The 24,672-nt window shown below is 31.5% G+C and carries 25 protein-coding genes; 24 read left to right on the top strand and 1 reads right to left on the bottom strand.

The features are described 5' to 3' along the window. Positions 1 to 14 precede the first annotated feature (14 nt). The gene (locus HSX10_RS05240; protein ID WP_173587153.1) at positions 15 to 623 is read left to right on the top strand and encodes a hypothetical protein; all 609 of its coding nucleotides are present in this window, start codon (positions 15 to 17) and stop codon (positions 621 to 623) included. 41 nt (positions 624 to 664) lie between these two features. Here the strand turns inward: HSX10_RS05240 and HSX10_RS05235 are convergent, their stop codons facing one another. Beyond that, positions 665 to 1,909, bottom strand: a complete 1,245-nt coding sequence (locus HSX10_RS05235) for an NAD(P)/FAD-dependent oxidoreductase (protein WP_173587152.1) — start codon at positions 1,907 to 1,909, stop codon at positions 665 to 667. Between the two features lie 106 nt (positions 1,910 to 2,015). Between HSX10_RS05235 and flxA the strand changes: the two genes are divergently transcribed. From flxA to HSX10_RS05120, 23 genes are all read left to right on the top strand, one after another. Further along, positions 2,016 to 3,554: a flexirubin biosynthesis tyrosine ammonia-lyase FlxA gene (flxA, locus tag HSX10_RS05230; RefSeq protein ID WP_173587151.1), complete on the top strand. Its 1,539-nt coding sequence runs from the start codon at positions 2,016 to 2,018 to the stop codon at positions 3,552 to 3,554. A 26-nt stretch (positions 3,555 to 3,580) separates the two neighbouring features. Beyond that, positions 3,581 to 4,312 (top strand): flexirubin biosynthesis SDR family reductase FlxB, encoded by a 732-nt coding sequence (gene flxB, locus HSX10_RS05225; RefSeq protein WP_173587150.1) that lies wholly within the window; start codon positions 3,581 to 3,583, stop codon positions 4,310 to 4,312. A gap of 13 nt (positions 4,313 to 4,325) precedes the next feature. Next, positions 4,326 to 5,543, top strand: coding sequence for a beta-ketoacyl-[acyl-carrier-protein] synthase family protein (locus tag HSX10_RS05220; protein ID WP_173587149.1), 1,218 nt, complete (start codon positions 4,326 to 4,328; stop codon positions 5,541 to 5,543). An 8-nt stretch (positions 5,544 to 5,551) separates the two neighbouring features. Next, positions 5,552 to 5,794: an acyl carrier protein gene (locus tag HSX10_RS05215; protein ID WP_092465719.1), complete on the top strand. Its 243-nt coding sequence runs from the start codon at positions 5,552 to 5,554 to the stop codon at positions 5,792 to 5,794. Positions 5,795 to 5,810: 16 nt separating this feature from the next. After that, positions 5,811 to 6,701 carry a lysophospholipid acyltransferase family protein gene (locus tag HSX10_RS05210; RefSeq protein ID WP_173587148.1) on the top strand — a complete coding sequence of 297 codons (891 nt, stop codon included), beginning with the start codon at positions 5,811 to 5,813 and terminating at the stop codon, positions 6,699 to 6,701. Positions 6,702 to 6,707: 6 nt separating this feature from the next. Beyond that, the gene (locus tag HSX10_RS05205) at positions 6,708 to 7,145 is read left to right on the top strand and encodes a hotdog family protein (protein ID WP_173587147.1); all 438 of its coding nucleotides are present in this window, start codon (positions 6,708 to 6,710) and stop codon (positions 7,143 to 7,145) included. A 7-nt stretch (positions 7,146 to 7,152) separates the two neighbouring features. Beyond that, a complete protein-coding gene (locus HSX10_RS05200) occupies positions 7,153 to 7,599 on the top strand; it encodes an acyl-CoA thioesterase (RefSeq protein WP_173587146.1) in 447 nt (148 codons plus the stop codon). Positions 7,600 to 7,605: 6 nt separating this feature from the next. Next, positions 7,606 to 8,736, top strand: a complete 1,131-nt coding sequence (locus HSX10_RS05195; RefSeq protein ID WP_173587145.1) for a beta-ketoacyl synthase N-terminal-like domain-containing protein — start codon at positions 7,606 to 7,608, stop codon at positions 8,734 to 8,736. After that, positions 8,733 to 9,356: a 3-oxoacyl-ACP synthase gene (locus HSX10_RS05190; RefSeq protein WP_173587144.1), complete on the top strand. Its 624-nt coding sequence runs from the start codon at positions 8,733 to 8,735 to the stop codon at positions 9,354 to 9,356. Before HSX10_RS05195 ends, HSX10_RS05190 begins: the two co-directional genes overlap by 4 nt. Beyond that, positions 9,356 to 9,613 (top strand): phosphopantetheine-binding protein, encoded by a 258-nt coding sequence (locus tag HSX10_RS05185; RefSeq protein WP_173587143.1) that lies wholly within the window; start codon positions 9,356 to 9,358, stop codon positions 9,611 to 9,613. The genes HSX10_RS05190 and HSX10_RS05185 overlap by 1 nt, the downstream gene beginning before the upstream one ends. 1 nt (position 9,614) lies before the next feature. Beyond that, positions 9,615 to 10,811 carry a beta-ketoacyl-[acyl-carrier-protein] synthase family protein gene (locus HSX10_RS05180; protein ID WP_173587142.1) on the top strand — a complete coding sequence of 399 codons (1,197 nt, stop codon included), beginning with the start codon at positions 9,615 to 9,617 and terminating at the stop codon, positions 10,809 to 10,811. Next, positions 10,808 to 11,836: a beta-ketoacyl synthase chain length factor gene (locus HSX10_RS05175; RefSeq protein ID WP_173587141.1), complete on the top strand. Its 1,029-nt coding sequence runs from the start codon at positions 10,808 to 10,810 to the stop codon at positions 11,834 to 11,836. Before HSX10_RS05180 ends, HSX10_RS05175 begins: the two co-directional genes overlap by 4 nt. Then, positions 11,830 to 12,606, top strand: a complete 777-nt coding sequence (locus HSX10_RS05170; protein WP_173587140.1) for a polysaccharide deacetylase family protein — start codon at positions 11,830 to 11,832, stop codon at positions 12,604 to 12,606. Before HSX10_RS05175 ends, HSX10_RS05170 begins: the two co-directional genes overlap by 7 nt. Continuing rightward, on the top strand, positions 12,599 to 13,225 hold the full coding sequence (gene lolA2, locus HSX10_RS05165) for a flexirubin biosynthesis/transport protein LolA2 (protein ID WP_173587139.1): 627 nt from the start codon (positions 12,599 to 12,601) through the stop codon (positions 13,223 to 13,225). Before HSX10_RS05170 ends, lolA2 begins: the two co-directional genes overlap by 8 nt. Further along, a complete protein-coding gene (lolB2, locus tag HSX10_RS05160; protein ID WP_173587138.1) occupies positions 13,203 to 13,835 on the top strand; it encodes a flexirubin biosynthesis protein LolB2 in 633 nt (210 codons plus the stop codon). The genes lolA2 and lolB2 overlap by 23 nt, the downstream gene beginning before the upstream one ends. Positions 13,836 to 13,905: 70 nt before the next feature. After that, on the top strand, positions 13,906 to 14,508 hold the full coding sequence (locus tag HSX10_RS05155) for a porin family protein (protein WP_173587137.1): 603 nt from the start codon (positions 13,906 to 13,908) through the stop codon (positions 14,506 to 14,508). A gap of 4 nt (positions 14,509 to 14,512) precedes the next feature. Then, positions 14,513 to 14,896: an ApeI family dehydratase gene (locus HSX10_RS05150; RefSeq protein ID WP_173587136.1), complete on the top strand. Its 384-nt coding sequence runs from the start codon at positions 14,513 to 14,515 to the stop codon at positions 14,894 to 14,896. Between the two features lie 25 nt (positions 14,897 to 14,921). After that, positions 14,922 to 16,118 carry a DUF2062 domain-containing protein gene (locus HSX10_RS05145; protein ID WP_173587135.1) on the top strand — a complete coding sequence of 399 codons (1,197 nt, stop codon included), beginning with the start codon at positions 14,922 to 14,924 and terminating at the stop codon, positions 16,116 to 16,118. After that, positions 16,111 to 19,785: an MMPL family transporter gene (locus HSX10_RS05140; RefSeq protein WP_173587134.1), complete on the top strand. Its 3,675-nt coding sequence runs from the start codon at positions 16,111 to 16,113 to the stop codon at positions 19,783 to 19,785. The genes HSX10_RS05145 and HSX10_RS05140 overlap by 8 nt, the downstream gene beginning before the upstream one ends. Before the next feature lie 7 nt (positions 19,786 to 19,792). Further along, a complete protein-coding gene (locus HSX10_RS05135) occupies positions 19,793 to 21,337 on the top strand; it encodes a phytoene desaturase family protein (RefSeq protein ID WP_173587133.1) in 1,545 nt (514 codons plus the stop codon). A 5-nt stretch (positions 21,338 to 21,342) separates the two neighbouring features. Then, complete coding sequence (locus HSX10_RS05130; RefSeq protein ID WP_173587132.1) at positions 21,343 to 23,010, top strand: C45 family autoproteolytic acyltransferase/hydrolase; 1,668 nt, start codon at positions 21,343 to 21,345, stop codon at positions 23,008 to 23,010. After that, positions 23,007 to 24,296: a flexirubin biosynthesis putative acyl-CoA ligase FlxY gene (flxY, locus tag HSX10_RS05125; RefSeq protein WP_173587131.1), complete on the top strand. Its 1,290-nt coding sequence runs from the start codon at positions 23,007 to 23,009 to the stop codon at positions 24,294 to 24,296. The genes HSX10_RS05130 and flxY overlap by 4 nt, the downstream gene beginning before the upstream one ends. 135 nt (positions 24,297 to 24,431) lie before the next feature. Further along, on the top strand, positions 24,432 to 24,599 hold the full coding sequence (locus tag HSX10_RS05120; RefSeq protein WP_173587130.1) for a hypothetical protein: 168 nt from the start codon (positions 24,432 to 24,434) through the stop codon (positions 24,597 to 24,599). Positions 24,600 to 24,672 lie beyond the last annotated feature (73 nt).

Raw genomic sequence — 24,672 nt, 5'->3', positions numbered from 1 at the left:
ATCACAAATATATTATGAAAAACAAATTATCTCTAGTAATTATTTTATTGCTTTCAACAACAATTTACGCTCAAAAAATGAAAGTTGCAGAAGGCAATTTTGATTTTTTCAAAGGACAATCTGAAATTAATGTTGAGTTTGACTACAGTAACTTAACAATACTAAAAGATGAACTAACTAACGATGAATACGTAAAAGCACATTCTGAAGATTTAGAAAAAAAAGGAAAAGGTAAAGGAAAAGCCTGGAAAAAAAGTTGGGAAGCTAGTAAAGAACTTATTTATGCTCCTAAATTTTTAGAGCTTATGAATAGAGATTTATACGAAGATGAAGGGATCTCTTTTGAAGAAGATCTTACAGAAGCAAAATACACTTTAATTTTAGAGGTTGTATGGATATATCCAGGATGGAACGCAGCAGTAATGAGACAACCTGCTAAATTAACCACAGTAATAAAATTTGTTGAAACAGCAAACAGAGACAATGTATTATTAAAAATCACTAGTGAGAACGCACCTGGAAATAGATTTGGAGGGACATTCAGTAACGAAGATCGTATAGGTGAAGGTTTTGCGAAAACAGGAAAAAGTTTATCTAAATTAATTATGAAAAAAGCATTCTAAATTTAACTTAGAATATCTTATTATGAAGCGAGTAATTATAATTACTCGCTTTTTTCATTTTCCATGTCTATAATATGGGCCACGGCTTTAACAAGTCTATGGTGATTTTTCACAAAAGGATTAGTCTCATCCCATACATAACCGGCCAAAACTGAGCAAATCTGCTTTTTAATCTCAGGATTTTCAGGCTTATGAAAAAACAATTTCTGAAGATTCCCTGTATACCATTCGTTTACATAAGTTTCAAAAACACGAACTCCATTCTTCATATAATCAGAATATTCTACTTCCCAATCTACAGTTTCATTTTGAAGTGTTTTAGTAATCAATTTAGCAGCTAACAATGCCGATTCTGTAGCAAAAGTAACTCCCGATGAAAATACAGGGTCTAAAAACTCTGCACTATTTCCTGTTAAAACATACCCATTACCATAAAGTTGTTTTACCGATTTTGAATAATTAGAAATCTCAACAGGGTTAAATTGAAAATCAACACCTTCAAAACGTTCTCTATAATAATTAGAGAGTTTCAACATTTCTTTTAATTTCTCTGAAGAAGTCCCTTTAAACAATTCTAAAAATTCATTAGAACCAACATAACCTATGCTTGTTACTCCATTAGAAAACGGAATAACCCATAACCAGGTTCTTAGACTTATAACATCAAAAGTTATACGAGTTCCTTCCCAACCTTCAGGACGATTTACATCCTTTACATGTGTAAATATTGACGATTGATCAAGAAGTTCTGATTTTTTTTCTAAATCTAAAAGACGTGGTAAAACACGTCCATAACCACTAGAATCAACAATATACTTAGCTTTAACAACCTTAGACTCACCCGATTTATTTTTTATCGTAGTTTCTGAAGAACCGTCAGTATTAAAATTAACAGCAATAACCTCTTCTTCAAATACAATATCAACACCTCTGGTTAAAAGCTCGTCAGTTAAAGTTTTATCGAAATCTGCTCTAGGCACTTGCCATGTCCAATTCCAACCTTCAGTATGCTTTTTACTAAAATCAAAATTACAAACCTCATCACCTCTTATAAATCGAGCACCAGCTTTCACTTCATAATTTCGTTTCTTCAAACAATCTAATAGACCCACTTCTTCAAAATGATCCATACATCGTGGAAGTAAACTTTCTCCAATTACAAACCTTGGAAATTTATTTTTTTCAACCACTTTTACCTTCAATCCTTTTTCATGTAAATAAGACGCAGCAACGCAACCTGATGGACCTGCCCCTATAATTAATACATCAACATTTTCAACACTCATAGTCTTAATAGTATAAAATCATTTATTATTATAAATTTGCAACCCAAAATAACTTCATTTTTTGTAATTTAACTATTATTTTCATTAAATATTACCAACCATATAGATGCTAAAATTAACTGGAAGTTTAAGTGTTAACGATTTTTATAAAATCATTTTCAACAACAACCCTATACAACTAGACAAAAGTGTTTTTCAAACTATTGAGAATAGCTTCAATTTTTTAAAAACTTTTTCCGAAAACAAAACTATATATGGTGTAAACACCGGTTTTGGCCCAATGGCTCAGTATAAAATTGCTGACACAGATCGGATACAACTTCAATATAACTTAATACGAAGTCATGCTTCCGGAACCGGAAATCCAATTCATCCACAATACGTAAAAGCGGCTATGCTTGCAAGGCTTAATACTTTGTCTTTAGGTAATTCTGGCGTGCATAAATCGGTTGTAGAACTTATGAGCGAATTAATTAATCGTAATATAATTCCTCTAATTTATGAACATGGTGGTGTTGGAGCTAGTGGTGATTTAGTACAATTAGCACATTTAGCTTTGGTTTTAATTGGTGAAGGAGAAGTATTCTACAAAGATGAACTAAGACCTACAAAAGAGGTTTTTGAAATTGAAAACTTAAACCCAATAACTGTAGTTTTAAGAGAAGGTATTGCTTTAATGAATGGTACTTCTGTAATGACTGGTATTGGTATTGTAAATACAATAAATACGAGACAGTTATTAAATTGGACCGTACTTTGTTCTTCTGCTATTAATGAAATTGTAGAAGCCTACGACGATCATTTATCCGCAGAACTAAATCATGCTAAAAGACATAAAGGGCAGCACAAAATCGCTGAGCAAATGCGTGCTAATCTAAGCGACAGCAAGCTTACCCGAAAACGTGAAGATTACTTGTATAATAAAGAACAAGATGTCACTATTTTTGAAGAAAAAGTACAAGAATATTACTCTTTACGATGTGTTCCTCAAATATTAGGACCTGTTTTAGACACTCTAGATAGTGTTGAAAATATTTTAATTGAAGAAGTAAATTCTGCAAACGACAATCCTATTGTTAATGTAGAAAAGCAAAATGTTTATCACGGTGGAAACTTCCATGGAGATTATGTATCCTTAGAAATGGATAAATTAAAATTAGTGGTTACAAAAATGAGTATGTTGGCAGAACGTCAACTAAATTATTTACTAAACCCTAGCCTTAACAATATTCTTCCTGCCTTTGTTAACCTTGGAACTTTAGGATTAAATTTCGGAATGCAAGGCGTACAATTTACAGCAACCTCAACTACTGCAGAAAATCAAACATTATCTAACCCTATGTATGTGCATAGTATCCCTAACAATAATGACAATCAAGATGTGGTGAGTATGGGAACTAATGCTGCTTTAATTACTAAAAAGGTAATTGAAAATGCTTATGAAGTTGTTGCCATAGAAATGATAACCATTATACAAGCTATTGAATATTTAGAAATACAGGACAAAGTATCTTCAAAAACTAAAAAAATGTATGATGCCATTAGAAATTTAGTTCCTGCATTTAAAGAAGATGTTATAATGTATCCTTATGTTAATAAAGTGAAAGGCTTTATCATGAATCATGAAAACAGCATAGTAAAATAAACCTCAATTAAGAAAATAGATATATAATGAAGTGCGCATTAATAACAGGTGGCTCTAGAGGCATAGGAAAATCAATTTGTATACAATTAGCAAAAGATTCGGATTATCATATTTTAATCAATTACCAAAGTAATAAAGATGCGGCATTAGACACCTTAGAAGCTGTAAAAGAAGCTGGTGGAACAGGTGAATTGCTACCTTTTAATGTTGTAAACATAGAAGAAGTACAATCAGCATTAGACAATTGGCAAAACCATAATAAAGATGCTATTATAGAGGTTATCGTTAACAATGCAGGCATCACAAAAGATGGCCTTTTTATGTGGATGAAACCCGAAGATTGGAACAACGTTATTAACACGAGTCTTAATGGCTTTTTTAATGTTACCAATCATTTAATCCAAAAAATGCTCGTTCAAAAATATGGTAGAATTATAAATTTAGTTTCGTTGTCTGGCCTAAAAGGTACGCCTGGCCAAACTAATTATTCTGCTGCAAAAGGCGCTGTTATTGCTGCAACGAAAGCTTTAGCTCAAGAAATAGCAAAACGAAATATTACAGTAAATGCTGTTGCTCCTGGATTTATTAAAACAGATATGACTAGTGATTTAAATGAAAAGGAACTTAAAAAAATGGTTCCAGCAAATCGTTTTGGAGATCCTGAAGAAGTCGCACATTTAGTATCCTTTTTAGCATCAAAAAAAGCATCTTATATAACAGGAGAAGTAATTAATATTAATGGAGGTGTTTACTCTTAAATAAAATTATATAATGAGTAGAGTTGTAATAACAGGCATGGGCATATATTCATGCATTGGTGAGAATTTAGAAGAAGTAAAAACATCGTTATACAACGGAACTTCTGGTATCGTTTTCGATGAAAAACGCAAATCTTTTGGTTACCGATCTTGCTTAACAGGCATGGTAAAAGAACCACAATTAAAAAAATTATTAACCAGAAGACAACGCATTAGCTTAGGTGAAGAAGGTACTTATGCCTACATGGCAACGATAGAAGCCTTAAAAAACGCCAATATTACACAAGACTTTTTAGACACCAATGAAGTTGGTATTCTTTACGGAAATGATAGTACAGCTAAGTCTGTAATTGAAGCCGTAGATATTATTAGAGAGAAAAAAGATACGACTTTAGTAGGCTCTGGTTCTATTTTTAAAGGAATGAATTCTACGATTACAATGAATTTGTCTACCATTTTTAAATTAAAAGGTATCAATTTCACTATTAGTGCAGCCTGTGCAAGTGGTTCTCATGCTATTGGTATGGCTTATCAACTTATAAAAAGTGGACTTCAAGATTGTATTATTTGTGGTGGTGCACAAGAAATTAACGAACTCGCTATGGGTAGTTTTGATGGTCTAGGTGTGTTTTCTGCAAATGAAGAACAACCAGGCAAAGCCTCTAAACCTTTCGACAAAAATAGAGATGGCCTCATTCCTAGTGGTGGTGGTGCAACACTTGTTTTAGAAAGTTATGAATCTGCTGTAAAACGTGGTGCTCCAATTTTAGGAGAAGTTATAGGATATGGATTTTCTTCTAACGGCGAACATATTTCAACACCCAATGTAGATGGACCAGCTAGAGCCATGAAAAAAGCAATAGATCAAGCTAATATTTCAATAGATAGTATTGACTATGTAAATGCACACGCAACCTCAACTCCTGTTGGAGATACCAATGAAGCCAAAGCTATATTTGATGTGTTTGGAGAAAACGGCCCCTATGTAAGTTCTACAAAATCAATGACAGGTCACGAGTGTTGGATGGCCGGAGCAAGTGAAGTTATCTACTCTATGCTTATGATGCAAAACTCCTTTATAGCTCCAAATATTAATTTAGAAAATCCGGATGAAGATGCTGCTAAATTAAATTTAGTAAGCAAAACCATAGATAAAAAAATTGATGTATTTTTGTCGAATTCTTTTGGATTTGGAGGAACAAATTCAGCCCTAATAATAAAAAAACTATAGTACCTGTTATGAATAAAGAAGTTATTATTGAAAAGATAAACGACTTTCTTATAGATGAATTTGAAGTTGAAGCAGAAGATCTTTCACCTGAAGCTAATTTAAAAGAAGCCCTAGAATTAGACAGCCTAGATTTTGTTGATCTTGTAGTTGCTGTTGAAGCTAATTTTGGTGTAAAACTAGTAGGTGAAGATTTTATTAATATTCTTACACTACAAGATTTCTATGACCTTATTGAGAATAAATTAAGCTAAATTTCTATAAAATTGAATGGCTACGGAATGGCAAGGAAAGTCTAGAGGTTCTGTTTTAGGGTATAAAATCTTTGTGTTTTGTATCAAAAAACTAGGCTTACGCACGGCCTATTTTGTGCTGATTTTTGTAGCTTTCTATTTTTGTTTTTTCGCAAAAGACAGTACCAAATCCATTTATTACTACTTTAGAAAAAGACGTCAATATTCCCGATTAAAAAGCCTTATTAGCATCTATAAAAGCTATTTTGTTTTCGGACAAACGATTATAGATAAAATTGCTATTTCTTCAGGTCTGAGAAATAAATTTACTTACGAATTTGATGGGATTGATCATCTCGATACCATTTTAAAATCGAAAAAAGGAGGTATTTTAATTAGTGCACATGTTGGTAATTTTGAAATTGCCGAATACTTTTTAAATGAATTAGAATTAGAAGAAGACGTTACAATTAGCTTATTAACAACAGATACAGAACATGGAGACATTAAAGCTTATTTAGAAAGTGTCACCACAAAATCTAACATTAAATTTATAATCATTCAAGACGATTTATCGCATATCTTTGAAATAAACGCAGCATTATCTCGAAATGAAATAATATGCATTACCGGAGATCGTTATGTAAAACCTTCAAAATCGTTATCACATAATTTATTAGGCCAAGAATCCCTTTTTCCTGCTGGCCCTTTTCTATTAGGATCACGATTAAAAGTACCTGTGATTTTTGTTTATGTGATGAAAGAAACCACAAAGCATTATCATCTTTATGCCAGAACAGCAAAAGTAAAACAACGCGATCATATGGCTTTACTAGAATCATATACAGAAAACTTAGAATGGATACTAAATAAATATCCATTACAATGGTTTAATTATTTTGATTTCTGGAACGATTTAAAAGACTAAAAAATCATGAATTTACTTAAAGAGCCTATTACGGATCAAAATATCATTCTAAAATTAATTCCGCAGCGCGCACCAATTATTATGGTAGATGCGTTATTATACTTTGATGATTCTAAAGTAATTTCAGGCTTAACCGTTACAAGTGATAATATGTTTGTTCAAAATGGTTTTTTTACAGAACCTGGACTCATTGAGCATATGGCACAAACCGTAGCACTTTATACAGGTTATCATTTTTATATAAAAAACACACCAGCTCCAGAAGGTTATATAGGAGCCATAAAAGGTGTAACTATTGAGAAATTACCAAAAGTAAATATGCAACTAGAAACTGAAGTTGAAATTTTACATGAAATCATGGGAGTTACCCTAGTAAAAGGCACTACAAAACTAAATGGCGAAGTGATTGTAACAGCTCAGATGAAAACAGTCTTAAAAAACTAAATTTCAAATGAATTCTAAAAAACGAAATAATACTTCAGAAACAAACTTAAAAGTTACACACCAAATTAGAGTACGCTTTAATGAAACGGATGCTTTAGGTATTGTTTGGCATGGTTACTATCTGAATTATTTTGAAGATGGACGCGAAGCTTTTGGAAGAAAACACGGAATATCATATTTAGATACCAAAGCAGAAGGTTATGTGTCTCCTATTATAAAATCGGGTTGCGAGCATAAATTACCGCTGCGTTATGGAGATATTGCTACGATAGAAACGACTTATATAAATACACCTGCCGCAAAAATTATCTTTAGATATAAAATTTTAAATGCAGAAGGGCAAACGGTTTGCACAGGAGAAACTATTCAAGTTTTTGTAGATGATAATAATGATTTATCACTAACACTTCCACCTTTTTTTGAAGCTTGGAAAGCAAAAAATAATCTTTTATAAATTAATATGAAAGACATCTTCATCTCTGCAGATACAATTATTTCCCCTCTTGGATTTACTTCAGAAGCTAACGTTACTGAAATCGCAAAAGAGCGCTCAGGGATTACTTTGCATAATGATATCAGTAACTCACCATGTTATGCTTCTATTATAAATGATAAAAAATTAAATGAAGCTTTCAACACATTAGGTAACCCTGATATATATACCAAACTAGAGAAAATAATGATTCTATCATTGCATAACACTATTTCTCAAGCAGCATTTTCAATTTCAGACAAAACAGCTTTAATCATAGCCACCACAAAAGGCAATGTTGATGCTTTAAATAATAATTTTAAACCAGAACGCGCTTACCTACCTGTTTTAGGTAAAAAAATTAAAGATTTCTTTGGTTTTAAAACCGAACCAATAATTATATCTAACGCCTGTGTTTCGGGAATTTTAGCTATTGCTGTTGCTAAAAGATTCATTCAAAATGAATATTATGACAATGCTTTTGTTGTTGGAGGAGATATTGTTTCAAAATTTACATTATCGGGCTTTCAATCGTTTCAGGCCATAAGTGATAAACCTTGCAAACCGTTTTCAAACCAAAGAACCGGAATTAGTATTGGGGAAGCTGCAGCTTCAGTAGCTATTTCAAATAAAAACACAGAAAAAGAAGCCATTCAAATTATAGGAGACGGAAGTTGTAATGATGCTAATCATATCTCAGGACCTTCAAGAACTGGTGAAGGCTTATATTTAAGTATACTTTCTGCTTTAATAGAAGCCAAATTAGAACCCGAAAATATCGATTACATTTCTGCTCACGGAACTGCTACCGCATTTAATGACGAGATGGAAGCCATTGCTTTTAATCGTGCAAAATTAGAACATGTACCTTTAAACAGTTTAAAAGGGTATTACGGACATACGTTAGGCGCATCAGGATTATTAGAAACCATTATTGGTATGTATTCCATTAAAAATAATACACTTTACAGCTCATTAGGTTTTGATGAATTGGGAGTTTCTATGCCTTTAAACATCATTCAAAACACAACCAAAACGAAGGTTAACACCTTTCTAAAAACGGCTTCTGGATTTGGTGGTTGTAATACAGCTGTACTTTTAAAAAAAATAATGCTTTGAAAAAAAACCTGAATATCATCGCATATTGTCGTATAAAAAACCATTCTATTTCTGTAAATGGAAAGGAAGTTATTACTAAAGATTCTCAACTTACTTTTCCTGAATTTGCAAAGCTGGTCTATAAAGAAAAAGACATCGCTTATCCTAAGTTTTTTAAAATGGATAATTTGTCTAAATTGGGATTTCTGGCTTCTGAATTTCTTTTTGAAAATGCAGAATTAAATCAGACTACTAAAGAGAACATAGGCATTGTACTTTCAAATAAATCAGCAAGTTTAGATACCGACAGAAAGTATCAAGAAACCATTAATGATAAAGATAACTATTTTCCGAGTCCTGCTGTATTTGTTTATACCTTAGCCAATATTATGATTGGTGAAATTAGCATTAGACATCAAATAAAGGGAGAAAATGTATTTTTTGTTTCAGATAAATTTAATGAAACACTTTTAGAACAATATGCTTCAAGTTTAATTCAAAATGAAAAAAGCAGTCATGTTTTATGTGGTTGGGTAGATGTAGATAATGACAAATATGATGCTTTTATGTACCTTGTTGCAGAAGAAGAATCAGAGAACTATTCAAAAGAAATTATTAAAAAAATATATAAAGAAAATTAATGGATGCGTTAAAAAAAGAACTTAAAGAAAGTATTATTGAGCAATTAAATCTAGAAGATTTTAGTGTTGAAGATATTGCTGATGATGATGCTTTATTTGGAGACGGTTTAGGATTAGATTCCATAGATGCTCTAGAACTTATTGTAATGCTAGATAAAGATTATGGCATAAAATTAACCGATCCAAACGAAGGTAAAGCCGTATTTGTTTCTGTTGAAGTTTTAGCTAAATACATTACAGAACACCGTACTAAATAATATGTCGCAAAATCGTGTTGCTATAACCGGAATGGGAATTATGTCTTCTATAGGAAACTCTGTAGAAGAGAATTTGCACGCACTTTTAAATAATAAAAAAGGCATTGCACCTATTGTAAATATAGAAACACGACATAAAAATGAAATTAAGGTTGGTGAAGTTTTACAAACGAATGCAGAACTCTCTAAAATACTTAATTTACCAGAAGAGCATAATTATTCTAGGACTGCTTTATTAGGTTGTATTGCTGCTAAACAAGCCGTAAAACAAGCCAATATTAGAGATATTGAAGCCTTTAAAACTGGTTTAATATCATCTACAAGTGTTGGCGGTATGGATTTGACAGAAAAACATTTTCAAAATTACAACGCAGAAAGCAGACGGTTAATTAATAGTCATCATGCGGTAGATAGCACCGAAAAAATCGCTGAACTTTTAGGAATTACAGATTTCACTTCAACCATTAGCACCGCGTGTTCATCAGCGGCGAATGCTATAATGTTAGGTGCTAGATTAATAAAATCTGGGCAGCTAGACCGCGTTATTGTTGGAGGAACAGATGGTTTAGCAAAATTTACCATCAACGGATTTAAAACACTAATGATTCTATCGGATACCGATTGTACACCTTTCGATGCGAACAGAAAAGGTTTAAATTTAGGGGAAGCAGCGGCGTATTTAGTATTAGAATCTGATACTGTTGTAAAACAAGAAAATAAAACCGTTTTAGGTTATTTAGCAGGTTATGGTAATGCCAATGATGCTTTTCATCAAACGGCTTCGTCTGAAAACGGTGAAGGTGCTTTTTTAGCGATGTCTAAAGCATTAAAGATTGCAGAACTAAATCCGATAGACATCAATTATATTAACGCACACGGTACTGCTACACCTAACAATGATTTATCGGAAGGCAAAGCCATAAAACGTATCTATGGAGATTCGGTTCCTGATTTCAGTTCTACTAAAGCCTTTACTGGGCATACATTAGCTGCCGCAGGAGCGATAGAAGCTGTTTACTCTATTTTAGCCCTTCAGAATGACGTGATGTTCCCTAATCTCAATTTTAAAACAGCGATTCCTGAACTCAGTATGGTTCCCATAACCGAAGTCACAAAAAAACCTTTAAACTACGTTCTTTCTAATTCATTTGGTTTTGGTGGAAATTGTTCAACCCTTATATTTTCTAAAGGCCTATGAAACCCTGTTATATAAATAGTGCGGTTTCAATTTCTGCACAAGACACTTTAAATGATTCTATTTTTTTAGAGCACATTCTTTCTTTTGAAGGGAAGTTGGCTCGGGCAATTCATCCCAATTATAAGTTATTTATAAGTCCAATTGCAAGCAGACGAATGGCTACTGGTGTGAAAATGGGAGTTGCAGCAGCGAAGAAAGCACTAGAGTTAGCAAAATTAGAAACACCTGATGCTATTATTACAGGCACAGGAATTGGTTGTATAGAAGATTCTGAAAAATTCTTAAATGCTATACTCGATAACGACGAACAGTATTTAACACCAACATCCTTTATCCAATCTACCCATAATACGGTAGGTGCTCAAATTGCATTAACCTTAAAATGTAAGGGCTACAATGTAACTTATGTACAAGGTGCTGCTTCTTTTGAATCTGCTATACTTGATGCACAATTAATGCTTCATGAAAATGAAGCAAACACAATTTTAGTTGGTGGCACAGATGAATTAGGGAAATTTCTTATCAACGACATTATTCTTGCTGAAGAAGCAGAAGAACATCCCATATTAACACCTTTTGGAGAAGGTGCTCACTTTTTTACCTTATCATCTTTAAAGCAAAATAACAGTTTCTGTGTTCTTAAAGGGCTTAAGATTTTTAATAAAGCCACAACAGAAACTATTCAAACTAAAGTAGAAGCTTTCTTAAAAGAAAATCATTTAATACCTGAAGATATTGATGCTATAATCCTCGGGAAAAACGGAGATGCTTTTGATATTTTATATCAATCACTTCAAGATTCTATATTTAAATATACACCACAACTACATTACAAACATCTTTGTGGTGAGTTTTTTACAGCTTCGGCATTTGGCTTTTGGGCAGCAACAATCATTATTAAGCAACAATATATCCCCGATGTTTTAAAGCTTAATTCTATAGATAAATCTGGCTATAAAAATGTACTGCTTTACAACCAACTTAAAGGACAACAACATAGTTTTACCTTACTAAGCTCATGTTAAACTTCAAAAATATAAATGTTTTAACATTCATTCTTTTTCTTGGCTTGCTACTATTAAGTCAGTTTTTTAACATATCTATTTTCTTTTTTATAGTTCTCTTTTTAGCATGGCTTACGCTAACAAGTATTGGTAGTTTTACTATCGGTTGGAACTATCATTTAAAAGCCTTCAATTCAAAAAAAAATCACACAAAAAATCAAGTTGCCATTACTTTTGATGATGGTCCAAATGCAGAATTCACACCAAAAATTCTAGAATTATTAAAAGCTCATCATGCAAAAGCTACGTTTTTCTGTATCGGTAAACATGCCGAACAACAGCCTGAATTGGTACAGCAAATTACAGAAGAAGGTCACACTATTGGAAATCACACCTATACGCATTCTGATTTTTTTGATTTCTATAATAAACAAAATGTAATTGCTGAAATTAAAAATACAAATACCACTATTTCTTCAATTATAAATAAAAAAATGAAATTGTTTCGTCCACCATATGGTGTTACAAATCCTGCCATAACTAAAGCCATAAAACACACCAAACACCACGTTATAGGCTGGAATATTCGGTCTTTAGATACGATAAAAAAAGACGAAGAAGATATCTTTAACCGAATTACTAAAAACATCAAACCTGGTGCTGTTATTTTATTGCACGACTCACAAGAAATCACAGTACGAGTTTTGGAACAATTGTTGTTATTTTTGCAAAAGAACAATTATCAATCCGTAACAATAGATACCTTATTTAATATTGAAGCTTATGCGTAATATTTACACTTTACTTTTTTTATGTATTGGAATTCAGATTTCTAATGCTCAAAAGTCACTTACAACAGAAGAGATAAGCACTTTTAAATCAGCAGTAGAAAAACTAGATAGTAATACCCAAACCATTGTTAGTGATTTTGTACAATATAAACACCTTAGCTTTTTAAGTAATGATGTTGAAACACAAGGAAAACTTGCTTTTAAAGTTCCTGGATTAGTAAAGTGGGAATACACATCGCCTTATAAATACATTGTTATTTTTAAAGATGACAAACTATTTATTGATGACGAAGGCGATAAAAGTAAAATTGACATTGGCTCTAACAAAATGTTTAAAGGTCTAAACAGTCTTATTACAAATAGTGTAAAAGGAAATATGTTTGATGAGAATGCCTTTGAAATTTCTTATTTTAAAGTTGATGATTTTTATTTAGTGAAATTTATTCCGAAAGATGAAAACATGCTTCAATTCATTGCTAAATTCGAATTAAAATTCGATATAAAAACTAGCGATGTTACAGAAGTAAAAATGATTGAACCTTCAGAAGATTACACAAAAATTATTTTTAAGAATAAAACAAGAAACACAACTTTAGATGAAGCGGTTTTTAATAATTAATCTATTTATTCTTTGTCTTTTCTCCTCTTGTGCAATTTCTACAGTAAAAGGGCTTTCGGAATATGATGCTGAGGTTACAGAATTTTCAAATCCATATTTTGCAAATGCAGATATAGATTATGTGTATAAAACTAAAATCAAAGCTTATAATAATGATTTTGGTGGTATTTTAATTATCAAAAAAATTAAAGAAAACAATCATCGTATTGTGTTTACCACCAATTTTGGAAATAAAATATTTGATTTTGAATTGATTAATAATGAAATGAAAACACATTTTATTATGAAAGAATTAGATCGAAAAATTATAATTAACACGCTTAAAAGAGATTTTCAAACGTTAACTCAAGAGCACAATAAAATTAATAAAGCTTTTTCTGATGATGAAGGACATCTTATTTTTCAATCTAAAGCAGAAAAACGATTTAATCATTACATAGTTAATCAGCAAACAAAGAAACTTACACAAATTATAAATACAAATCATTCAAAAGAAAAAGTTATCTTATCCTTTTCTAACATTAAAAATTCTATTGCTGAAAATATTAACATTCAGCACCTAACAGCACCCATAGAAATTAATATAAGTTATTTAAGCCCACAAGAATAAACACTTTATTACTTCTTAATTATAAGATATTTCTGCATTTTTGTAACTTATTCCGTCAATCAAAACCGCTATGAAACAACTAACAATCATTCTAATTACATTATTCTCTTTCACATTTATTAATGCTCAAGTAGAAATTAAACCTGGTATAAAAGGCGGTATGAATATCGCTGGCTTAAGTAACCTAGAAGAAAACGGAGGTGTACGTAGCGAAAAACTAACTAGCTTTCATATTGGTGGAACTTTATCATTTAAATTTGCAAAATTTTACACCTTACAACCCGAAATTCTTTACTCTAAACAAGGAAGTGATTACAGAGTTACAGGATCTACAGAAACCTACACAACAGAACTTAATTATTTATCAATACCTGTAAACAACAAATTTTATATTAAAGGAAGTGGTATTAATTTTCAGATCGCACCTGTAATCGACATTTTATTAAGCCATAAAAACATCTACAAACCACAATCTGTAGATATCGCTTTTGCTGCAGCTGTAGGTTATGATATTAGTAATGGATTAGTTATGTCTATAGGTTACAAACAAGGATTAACTGATTTATTTGGTAGAAATGTAGATGATGGTTATGGCTATGAAACTACAGAGGTTAGTGAGTTAATTTTAAACAATGTTATTCAACTAAGTGTTGGTTATCAATTTAAATTATAAGCAAATGCTGATTAAGGATTTTTACACTAAATTAACAACTTCTATTGTTGATACAAACACAATTCATGTTACTATTAACCTGAATAAAGATCACGATGTGTTTAACGGTCATTTCCCTGGAAATCCAGTAACACCTGGCGTTTGTATGGTTCAGACTATTAAAGAAATCACGCAAGATTATGTCAATAGCCCTTTATTTTTACAAAATATTTCTAACATAAAATTCACAGCATTAATTAACCCAAATGTAAACGCAGAACTCATTTTAGAGCTTTCTATTATAGAAGAAAACGACACGGTTAAGATTAAAAATAGCACTAAATTTACAGATGGTACTGTTGCTTTAAAATGCAATGGTACATTTATAAAAAACAAAGAATTAGTTTAATCTTACGCCTAATTCTAACAACAAAATGAAGGATATTACCACACATCATAAACTAAGCAGCTTAAAATGTTGTGTAATTATACCAACCTTTAACAATCCTAAAACGTTGCAACGCGTTATCAATGGCGTTTTAAATTATACAGAAAATATTATCATCGTTAATGATGGTTCTACTGATAATACATCAAAAATTTTAGAAAGCTTTTATGAATTAGAACAGATTCATTTTGAAGAAAATAAAGGAAAAGGAAAAGCTCTACGTACCGCTTTTAAACATGCCGAGAATTTAGGGTATCACTATGCAATAACTATAGATTCTGATGGACAACATTTCCCTGAAGATATACCTCAATTTATAGAAGCATTAGAAAGTTCTGAGGATAAAAATTTACTACTTATTGGCGCAAGGAATATGAGCCAAGAAAGTGTTCCTAAAAAAAGTAGTTTTGGAAACAAGTTTTCTAATTTTTGGTATTGGGCAGAAACCGGAATTAAACTGCAAGACACACAATCTGGATTTAGACTCTACCCTATTCAACATTTAAAAAATTTAAAATTTTATACTTCAAAATTCGAATTTGAAATAGAAGTCATTGTAAAAGCTGCTTGGTCTGGTACTAGCGTTAAAAATATTCCAATTCAAGTTTTATATGATGAAGATGAGCGTGTTTCTCACTTTAGACCTTTTAAAGATTTTACACGAATAAGTATCCTAAACACATGGCTCGTTATACTTACTTTACTTTATATAAAACCTCGTGATTTTTTCAGGAAATTAAAAAAAAAAGGGTTTAAGCGTTTTATAACTGAAGATGTTATTGGCAGTAAGGATTCTCCTCAAAAAAAAGCACTATCTATAGCTTTGGGTATTTTTATTGGTATCACACCTCTATGGGGAGTTCAAACTGTGACCGTTATTTTTTTAGCTTTGATATTTAAACTAAATAAAACTATTGCTTTTGCTTTTTCAAACATTAGTCTTCCCCCTTTTATTCCCTTTATTATCTTTACAAGCTTTCAGTTAGGAAACTTTATTCTAGGTGAAAATGTAACGTTTCATATTACTGAAATTGTAGCTGATTTTGAAGTTTTAAAACATCTTAAATCTTATATCGTCGGAAGTTTAGCTTTAGCATCACTATCAGCAATATTTATTGGAATTTTAAGCTATTTACTTTTTTTCTTTTTTGAAAATAAAAATGTAATCCCAACTAATGGATAATATATTTTACAGTACATACAACTATTTTAATTCTAAAAAATGGCTTGGTTTAAGCATTTTAGGAATCTTGCTATTGACTTTAGTTTTTGTGGCTTCTAAAATTGAATTTGAAGAAGACATCACTAAACTAATACCTAGTAATGCAGAAAATTCAGAACTACAAAAGGTTTTAAAAAACGTCAACTTTACGGATAAAATTATTGTAAACATCACTAAAAGCAAAGATGGCTCTGTTGAAGATTTAACCCAGTATGCATCGCAATTTATTGACAGTATCAATGCGTCTTCAAGTCCATATATAAAACAAATTCAAGGACAGATTGATGATAAAGAAATTCAGAAAACAGCCAGTTTTATATATGATAATTTACCGCTTTTTCTAAATGAAGCAGATTATAGAACTATTGCGAACAAAATTGAGAAAGATAGTATTGATGCTATTACACTAAAAAACTATAAAACGCTAATTTCACCTTCGGGCATTGTTGCTAAAGATTTTATCTTAAAAGATCCTTTAGGATTATCATTCATTGCTTTAAAGAAATTACAAGAATTGAGTTTCGGTGAAGATTTTTCGCTACAAAACGGTTTCTTAGTTAGTAAAGACAAACAGCATATTCTCTTATTTATCACACCTGCTTTAGGTTCTAACGAAACCGCTGAAAACACACAATTTGTAAAAAATCTTTACGATACTAATGAGAAATTAAACCTCACTTTTAAAGATAAAGTTAATGCTGAATATTTTGGAGGAACTTTAATTGCTGTAGCTAATGCCAATCAAATAAAAAGCGACATTCAGCTTACGGTTGGAATTGCTTTAACGGTTCTTTTACTCATATTTATACTTTTCTATAAAAAATTAACAGTCCCAATTATCTTATTTGTACCTACGATATTTGGTGGACTTTTAGCCATTGCTTTACTCTTCTTAATCCGCGAAAAAATATCTGCCATTTCTTTGGGGATTGGCTCAGTACTTCTCGGTGTTACACTCGATTATTCCTTACACATCCTTACCCATATTAGAAGTAATAACAATGTAAAAAACCTCTATCAAGAGATTTCAAAACCTATTTTAATGAGTAGTCTAACTACGGCTTTAGCGTTTTTGTGTTTGTTATTTATCAACTCACAAGCTTTACAAGATTTAGGGATTTTTGCAGCCGTAAGCGTTATTGGTTCGTCTTGTTTTGCTTTACTTTTTATTCCTCAAATCTATAAAGAGCAAACAAAAACGATTAAAAAAAACACTGCTTTAGACAAAATAGCCTCTTACAATATTCATAAAAACAAATGGGTAATCATAGGCTTATTCTTATTGTGCTTTGGTAGCTTATTCACTTATAACACCGTTATTTTTAATAATGATCTAAGTGAAATGAATTACATGCCAAAAGATATCGAGGCTGCAGAATTAAACTTAGATAAACTTATTAATAGCACCTCAAAATCTGTATACATTGCTGCTTATGGTGATTCTGAAGAAAAGACACTTCAAATTAATGACGCCATTTTAACGAAGCTTCAAAATTTAAAAACCGAAGGCCAACTTATTAACTTTAGTTCTATCAGTACATTTGTACATTCTAAAAAACAACAAAACCAACAAATTGAACGTTGGCAATCTTTTTGGAATAAAAATACTATTGAAAACACAAAACAACAGATTATAGAAAGCGGAATTGCTTTAGGTTTTAAACCCGAAACTTTCAACTCTTTTTATACGCTTTTAAACACCAAATTTAAACCTCTAGAAAGTAAAGATTACAAAGCAATAAACATCTTTTCTGTGGATGATTATATTGCTACTAAAGATAATTACACCACTATTACAAACTTGGTAAAAGTAGACCAAGCAGATGCTGTAATGGATGCTTTTAAAGCGGATTCTCAAACGTTAGTGATTGATAGAAAACAAATGAATGAGACCTTATTAGGGAATCTAAAAAACGATTTTAATAGTTTAATTGGGTATTCACTAATTGCAGTCATTCTTATTCTTTTACTTTTTTACAGAAGCCTTTCTTTAACTTTAGTAACGGGAATTCCTATTTGTTTAACTTGGTTATTAACCATTGGAATAATGGGATTATTTCATTTAGAATTCAATATTTTCAACATTATCATTTCAACTTTTATTTTCGGGTTAGGGATTGACTATGGCATTTTTATGACCAACGGTTTATTACACGAATATAGAACGGGTGAGAAATCTTTAACCACACATAAAACGTCTATTTTACTTTCGGTAATCACTACCATTTTAGGTGTTGGTGTTTTAATTTTTGCCAAACATCCTGCATTATATTCTATATCTTTGGTATGTTTAATTGGCATTACATCTGCCGTTCTTGTTGCATTTGCTATTCAACCTTTATTGTTCAAATTATTTATTGGTAGTAAGACCAAACGACCAATATCATTACGATTATTAATTCATTCTATCATCTCATTTACCTATTTTGGTTTAGGCGGTATTTTATTATCTCTGTTTAGTGTTACCATTTTAAAAATCATTCCACTTCCTAAGAAAACAAAGATGAAATGGTTTCATGTATGCATTTCAAAATTCATGAAATCCGTATTGTACACACATCTTTTTCTAGTAAAAAAAGTGATTAATGAACCGAAAGAGGATTTAAAAAAACAAGCCATAATTATAGCAAACCACACGTCGTTCTTAGACATTTTAGCCATTGGAATGTTACACCCAAAAATTATTTTCTTAGTAAATGATTGGGTTTACAATTCGCCTGTATTTGGAAAAGCCGTACAATTAGCTGGCTTCTATCCAGTATCTAGCGGTATTGAAAATGGATTAGACCATTTAAAGAAAAAAGTAGAACAAGGTTACACTTTAATGGCTTTCCCTGAAGGCACACGCTCTAAAACCCATAAAATAAAGCGTTTTCATAAAGGCGCATTTTATTTAGCAGAACAATTTAATTTAGATATTGTACCTGTACTTATTCACGGTAATTCTGAAGTGATTCCTAAAGGCGAATCTATGATTAGAGATGGTCATATTACTCTAAAAATAATGGATAGAATTACACCAAACGATTCTAGATTCAGCAATAATTATTCGCAGCGGGCTAAACAAATTGGCGCTTATTTTAGAACTGAATTTAGCACCTTCAGAAAAGAAAGAGAAGGTGCAACTTATTTTTATAAAACACTTTTAGACGATTATAGATATAAAGGAGATTTACTTTACAAATGCGTTAAAAACGATATTAAAATTAACAAAGATATTTATTTAAAGGTGCTACATACGGTTGGTGTAAAAGATACCATTTTACATTTGTCAGACGATGCAGGTCAGCTCGATTTCTTATTAGCTTTAGATGGTGTAGATCGAAAAATCGTTTCTTATATTAAGAATATTGAAAATAGAATTATTGTCAAAAACAGCTTTATCACCAATTCTCGAAATATTACTTGTCTAGATTCTATAGAAGAGACATTCGCTTTTAAACCAAATACTTTAATCATAAATAATATTGATATTACAGAAACACAACTAAAATCGATGCTACATCCTAACTTAAATTATATTATATTTTTGAAAGAAAACAGTTCTAAATTCGCTATAAACAAAATAGACTTAGGCTTGGTTAGCGCTTACGAAACAGAAAATATAACTATCTTATCAAAACAGTAAAAAAAATATGAAATCTCATTACGACGTTGTTATAATAGGAAGTGGTTTAGGAGGTTTAGTTTCTGCCAATATATTAGCAAAAGAAGGCTATAGTGTATGTGTTTTAGAAAAAAACAATCAGTATGGTGGTAACTTACAGACCTTTGTTCGCGATAAAACTATTTTTGACACAGGAGTCCATTACATCGGTGGCTTAAACGAAGGACAAAATCTATATCAATACTTTAAGTATCTCGATATTATAGACGACTTAAATCTAAAAAAGCTAGATGAGAATGGCTTTGATGTCGTTACTTTTGAAGGCGACGACAATGAATACAAACACGCGCAAGGTTATGATAAATTCATTAAAAATTTACTAATTGAATTTCCTGATGAAGAAAAAGCCATTATAACCTATTGTGATAAACTTCAGGATATTTGTAATCAATTTCCTTTATACGGATTGAAGCACGGCAAGCCTTACTATGAAAACACAGATATTTTCAGCTTAAAAGCAAAAGATTATATCGACTCTATAACAGATAATAAAAAATTACGCGCTGTCCTTGCTGGCACCAATTACCTATATGCTGGTGATGCCAATCGCACACCTTTTTACGTGCATGCGCTAACCGTCAATTCATATATAGAAAGTGCTTACCGTTGTGTAAATGGAGGTAGTCAAATTTCTAAATTATTAATTAGACGTTTAAAGGAAAATGGTGGTGATGCTTTTAAGCATCATGAGGTGGTTAAATTTGGATTCGAAGACAAGAACATCAGTTCTGTTTTCACCAAAAACGGTAAAGAAATTAAAGGAGATCTATTCATTTCTAATATAGAACCAAAGCTGACTATAAAATTAGTTGGTGAAGATAAATTTAGAAAAGTTTACACTAAACGCATTAATAATATCGAAAGTATCATCGCTGGTTTTAGCCTTTATATTGTTTTAAAACCAAATACTTTTAAATATCAAAACAAAAATATTTACCACATAAAAGATCCTAACAAGATTTGGGACGGACAAGATTACACTACAGAAACTTGGCCTGAGGGCTATATGGCATCTATGGGGATCAATAAAAAAACAGATGTTTATGGAGAAAGCTTAACTGTAATGACCTATATGCGTTACGAAGAAGTAGAACCATGGGAAAACACATTTAATACTGTAGCAAATAAGAATGAACGCGGACAAACCTATGAAGAGTTTAAAGCTGAAAAAGCTGAAAAACTTATTCAAGAATTAGAAAAAAAATATCCAAATATTAGAGACTGCATTCAAGAAACATATACCTCAACACCATTATCTTATCGCGATTATATTGGCTCTAATAGAGGCTCTATTTATGGCTATGTAAAAGATGCTAATAATCCTTTAGCGTCCTTTATTTCACCACGTACAAAAATTAAAAATTTATTACTTACAGGACAAAGTTTAAACATGCATGGCATTTTAGGAGTTACCATTAGCGCCGTACTCACCTGTTCTGAAATTATTGGTATGGAACCCTTATTAGAAAAAATATTAGATGCTAATAAAATCGAAGAAAGCATCGATAATTAAATGCTATGAAGATTAACTTAAGCATATATTACGGGCTTTTACTTCTTCTTTTTGTAAGTCTAACCTCGTGCGGAATTTCAAAATCATTACATGATGTTCCCGATGTAAGTGCTTATAATTCGGTAATTCCAGAACGCGTTAAAACTTCTGATTCTAGCTTCACCCTAGGAAATAATCACCTAAGCAAAAACCAACAAGGTTTATGGGAACTTTATGTTGAAGGAAATCCTTATCAGAGAGGTTTAATTACAGGAAGTCTTACTCAAGAATTATTCCATAAACAGGAAAGTATTTTTGTTTCTAAAATAGACAAATTTGTACCTTCTAAAACTAAACAAGCTTTATTAAGACGCTTTTTGGCTTGGTATAATAGAAAACTATATCTTAATGTTCCATTAGAATATAAAACAGAAATTCTAGGCCTTTCTAAATATGCTTCCCCTGACTATAATTACATTGCAGATCCTTATTTAAGAGTCCTTTATTTTCATGGCGCACATGATATTGGACATGCCTTACAAGATTTAGCCTTAGTTGGCTGCTCTTCATTTGCTGCTTGGGATGACAAAACCGAGGATGGAAGTCTTATAATAGGTCGGAATTTAGATTTTTATGCCGGCGATGATTTTGCTGAAGAAAAAATTGTATCCTTTACCAATCCAACAGAAGGCAATAAATTTATGTCGGTAACTTGGGCCGGAATGTTAGGTGTTCTTTCTGGTATGAATGAACATGGTTTAACCGTGACCATAAATGCAGGAAAATCTAAAATTCCGCTCATAGCAAAAACACCTATCTCTATTTTAAATCGTGAAATTTTACAATACGCTTCAAATATTAAGGAAGCCATTGCTATTGCAAAAAAACGTCAAGTATTTGTTTCCGAATCTATTTTAGTGGGAAGTGCTGAAGATAGAAAAGCTGTAATAATTGAAGTGTCACCTCATAATTTTGGTGTGTATGACGTTCAAAATTCAAATCAATTGATATGCTCTAACCATTTTCAAAGTGAAGCTTATGCAAATGATAAAAATAATTTAAAACATATAGAAGAAAGTCATTCGCAATACCGCTACGAACGCATGGAAGAACTTTTGGACCAAAACCCAAAATTGACACCAGAAATAGCCGTAGATATTTTAAGAAATAAAGAAGGCTTACACAACAAAGCTATTGGCTATGGCAATGAAAAAGCTTTAAATCAACTATTAGCACATCATTCAGTCGTTTTCAAACCCGAACAACGTTTAGTTTGGGTATCTTCAAACCCTTATCAATTAGGCGAATTTGTCGCATACGATTTAAATGAAATATTTAAAACCCCCACAAAAACTGCTCTTGCAAATACGGCTTTAAATATTGAGGAAGACCCTTTTCAATACACAGAAGCTTATAAAAATTATCAAAGCTATAGACATCTTAGACATGAAGTACTCACAGCAATTGATAATAATGACACTATAGATTTAGAAAAGCTTTTACAGTTAGAAAAATTAAATCTAGAATACTGGGAATCCTATTATATCGTTGGCACTTACTATTATAAAAAAGGATATTACACAGCAGCTTTAGAGGCTTTCAAAATCGCTAAAACAAAAGAAATTACTACTGTTCCTGACGAAGAACAAGTAGATAAATACATTAAAAAATTAAAAAGAAAGTTAGAATTATGATTCCTGAAATAGAATATGCTTCCAAAGCTAAAATAAATAACTTTCAAGTTGAAAAACTAAAGGTTCTTTTACAGTATTTAAATACAAATTCTGCTTTTTATAAGCGTTTATTTAGCACTCATAAAATTGATATTTCAACTATTAATTCGCTTGAAGATTTAGCTGTAATTCCAACGACCACAAAAGACGATTTACAGCAATATAATGACGATTTTATTTGTGTCCCAAAAAACAAAATTGTGGATTATGTAACGACTTCGGGTACTTTGGGAGATCCTGTGCTTTTTGGACTCACCGATAACGATTTAGACCGTTTAGCTTATAACGAAGCTATCTCTTTTGCTTGTGCAGGCGTTGGACAAGATGATGTAATTCAGCTTATGACCACAATAGACCGACGCTTTATGGCAGGGTTAGCTTATTTTTTAGGCGCAAGAAAACTTGGTGCCGGAATCATTAGGGTTGGTAATGGTATTCCGGAACTACAATGGGATTCTATTTTAAAATTTAAACCCACCTATATTATCGCAGTACCTTCCTTTTTATTAAAATTGATAGAATATGCCAAACAACATCACATAGACCTCAACAACTCAGGAATAAAAGGAGCAATTTGTATTGGTGAACCTTTAAGGGCTCAAGATTTTTCGTTAAACACCTTATCTAAAAAAATAAAAGAAAGCTGGAATATAGAATTGTATTCTACTTACGCTTCTACCGAAATGAATACGGCTTTTACGGAATGTGAGCAACAAAAAGGAGGACACCAACACCCCGAATTAATTATTACAGAAATATTAGATGATAACAACCAACCTGTAGCCAAAGGAGAGTCTGGCGAACTTACCATTACCACCTTAGGTGTAGAAGGTATGCCTCTACTTAGATTTAAAACAGGAGATATTGTAAAAGCACATTATGAAAAATGTGAGTGTGGCAGAAACACCATGCGACTAGGACCGGTGATTGGCAGAAAAAAACAAATGATAAAATATAAAGGCACAACTTTATATCCGCCAGCAATGCATAATATTTTAAATGATTTTAACGAAGTAGAAGCCTTTGTTATAGAACTTTCTCACAATTCCATAGGAACAGATGAAATACTCATTAAAATAGCGGTAAATACACCTACAGAAAGCTTATTACAAAGTATAAAAAATCATTTTAGAGCAAAGCTACGCGTATTGCCAAAAATTGAATTTAGCGACAAAAAGGAAATTCAGAAATTACAATTCCCAAAAATGAGTAGAAAACCAGTAATGGTTATTGATAAGCGGAAGTGATTTTAAATATTAAGCTAAGGCTTACCTAAAAATAAGAATATATTGATAAAGCAATTCAAAGTACTGAATTGCTTTTTTATTTTAGATATCTATCATAAGATAGCATCTCAAAACCTATTTAAACGCAAAAACCTCTTGAAAATCAAACGATTAACAAGAGGTTTAGTACTGAAGACGGGACTTGAACCCGTACGTCCTAATGGACATTGGATTTTAAGTCCACTCACACACGCGCCAAATAAACCAAAACTAACTCATTACCAATTAGTTAATGTATTTTTAATTTTATTTAATATAGATTAACATCAAGTAGAACTAACAAATGTTGTACCTATGTTGTACCTGTAATCAGCAATAAAATCGGTATATTTACTAT

The sequence above is a fragment of the Winogradskyella undariae genome, assembly GCF_013285155.1.
GTDB classification, from domain to species: domain Bacteria; phylum Bacteroidota; class Bacteroidia; order Flavobacteriales; family Flavobacteriaceae; genus Winogradskyella; species Winogradskyella undariae.
This window is presented reverse-complemented; position numbering and strand designations above follow the sequence as displayed.

Coding starts and splice junctions, on each gene's coding strand:
- HSX10_RS05240 (WP_173587153.1), top strand. CDS start 15: ATGAAAAACAAATTATCTCTAGTAATTATTTTATTGCTTTCAACAACA.
- HSX10_RS05235 (WP_173587152.1), bottom strand. CDS start 1,909: ATGAGTGTTGAAAATGTTGATGTATTAATTATAGGGGCAGGTCCATCA.
- flxA (WP_173587151.1), top strand. CDS start 2,016: ATGCTAAAATTAACTGGAAGTTTAAGTGTTAACGATTTTTATAAAATC.
- flxB (WP_173587150.1), top strand. CDS start 3,581: ATGAAGTGCGCATTAATAACAGGTGGCTCTAGAGGCATAGGAAAATCA.
- HSX10_RS05220 (WP_173587149.1), top strand. CDS start 4,326: ATGAGTAGAGTTGTAATAACAGGCATGGGCATATATTCATGCATTGGT.
- HSX10_RS05215 (WP_092465719.1), top strand. CDS start 5,552: ATGAATAAAGAAGTTATTATTGAAAAGATAAACGACTTTCTTATAGAT.
- HSX10_RS05210 (WP_173587148.1), top strand. CDS start 5,811: ATGGCTACGGAATGGCAAGGAAAGTCTAGAGGTTCTGTTTTAGGGTAT.
- HSX10_RS05205 (WP_173587147.1), top strand. CDS start 6,708: ATGAATTTACTTAAAGAGCCTATTACGGATCAAAATATCATTCTAAAA.
- HSX10_RS05200 (WP_173587146.1), top strand. CDS start 7,153: ATGAATTCTAAAAAACGAAATAATACTTCAGAAACAAACTTAAAAGTT.
- HSX10_RS05195 (WP_173587145.1), top strand. CDS start 7,606: ATGAAAGACATCTTCATCTCTGCAGATACAATTATTTCCCCTCTTGGA.
- HSX10_RS05185 (WP_173587143.1), top strand. CDS start 9,356: ATGGATGCGTTAAAAAAAGAACTTAAAGAAAGTATTATTGAGCAATTA.
- HSX10_RS05180 (WP_173587142.1), top strand. CDS start 9,615: ATGTCGCAAAATCGTGTTGCTATAACCGGAATGGGAATTATGTCTTCT.
- HSX10_RS05175 (WP_173587141.1), top strand. CDS start 10,808: ATGAAACCCTGTTATATAAATAGTGCGGTTTCAATTTCTGCACAAGAC.
- HSX10_RS05170 (WP_173587140.1), top strand. CDS start 11,830: ATGTTAAACTTCAAAAATATAAATGTTTTAACATTCATTCTTTTTCTT.
- lolA2 (WP_173587139.1), top strand. CDS start 12,599: ATGCGTAATATTTACACTTTACTTTTTTTATGTATTGGAATTCAGATT.
- lolB2 (WP_173587138.1), top strand. CDS start 13,203: ATGAAGCGGTTTTTAATAATTAATCTATTTATTCTTTGTCTTTTCTCC.
- HSX10_RS05155 (WP_173587137.1), top strand. CDS start 13,906: ATGAAACAACTAACAATCATTCTAATTACATTATTCTCTTTCACATTT.
- HSX10_RS05150 (WP_173587136.1), top strand. CDS start 14,513: ATGCTGATTAAGGATTTTTACACTAAATTAACAACTTCTATTGTTGAT.
- HSX10_RS05145 (WP_173587135.1), top strand. CDS start 14,922: ATGAAGGATATTACCACACATCATAAACTAAGCAGCTTAAAATGTTGT.
- HSX10_RS05140 (WP_173587134.1), top strand. CDS start 16,111: ATGGATAATATATTTTACAGTACATACAACTATTTTAATTCTAAAAAA.
- HSX10_RS05135 (WP_173587133.1), top strand. CDS start 19,793: ATGAAATCTCATTACGACGTTGTTATAATAGGAAGTGGTTTAGGAGGT.
- HSX10_RS05130 (WP_173587132.1), top strand. CDS start 21,343: ATGAAGATTAACTTAAGCATATATTACGGGCTTTTACTTCTTCTTTTT.
- flxY (WP_173587131.1), top strand. CDS start 23,007: ATGATTCCTGAAATAGAATATGCTTCCAAAGCTAAAATAAATAACTTT.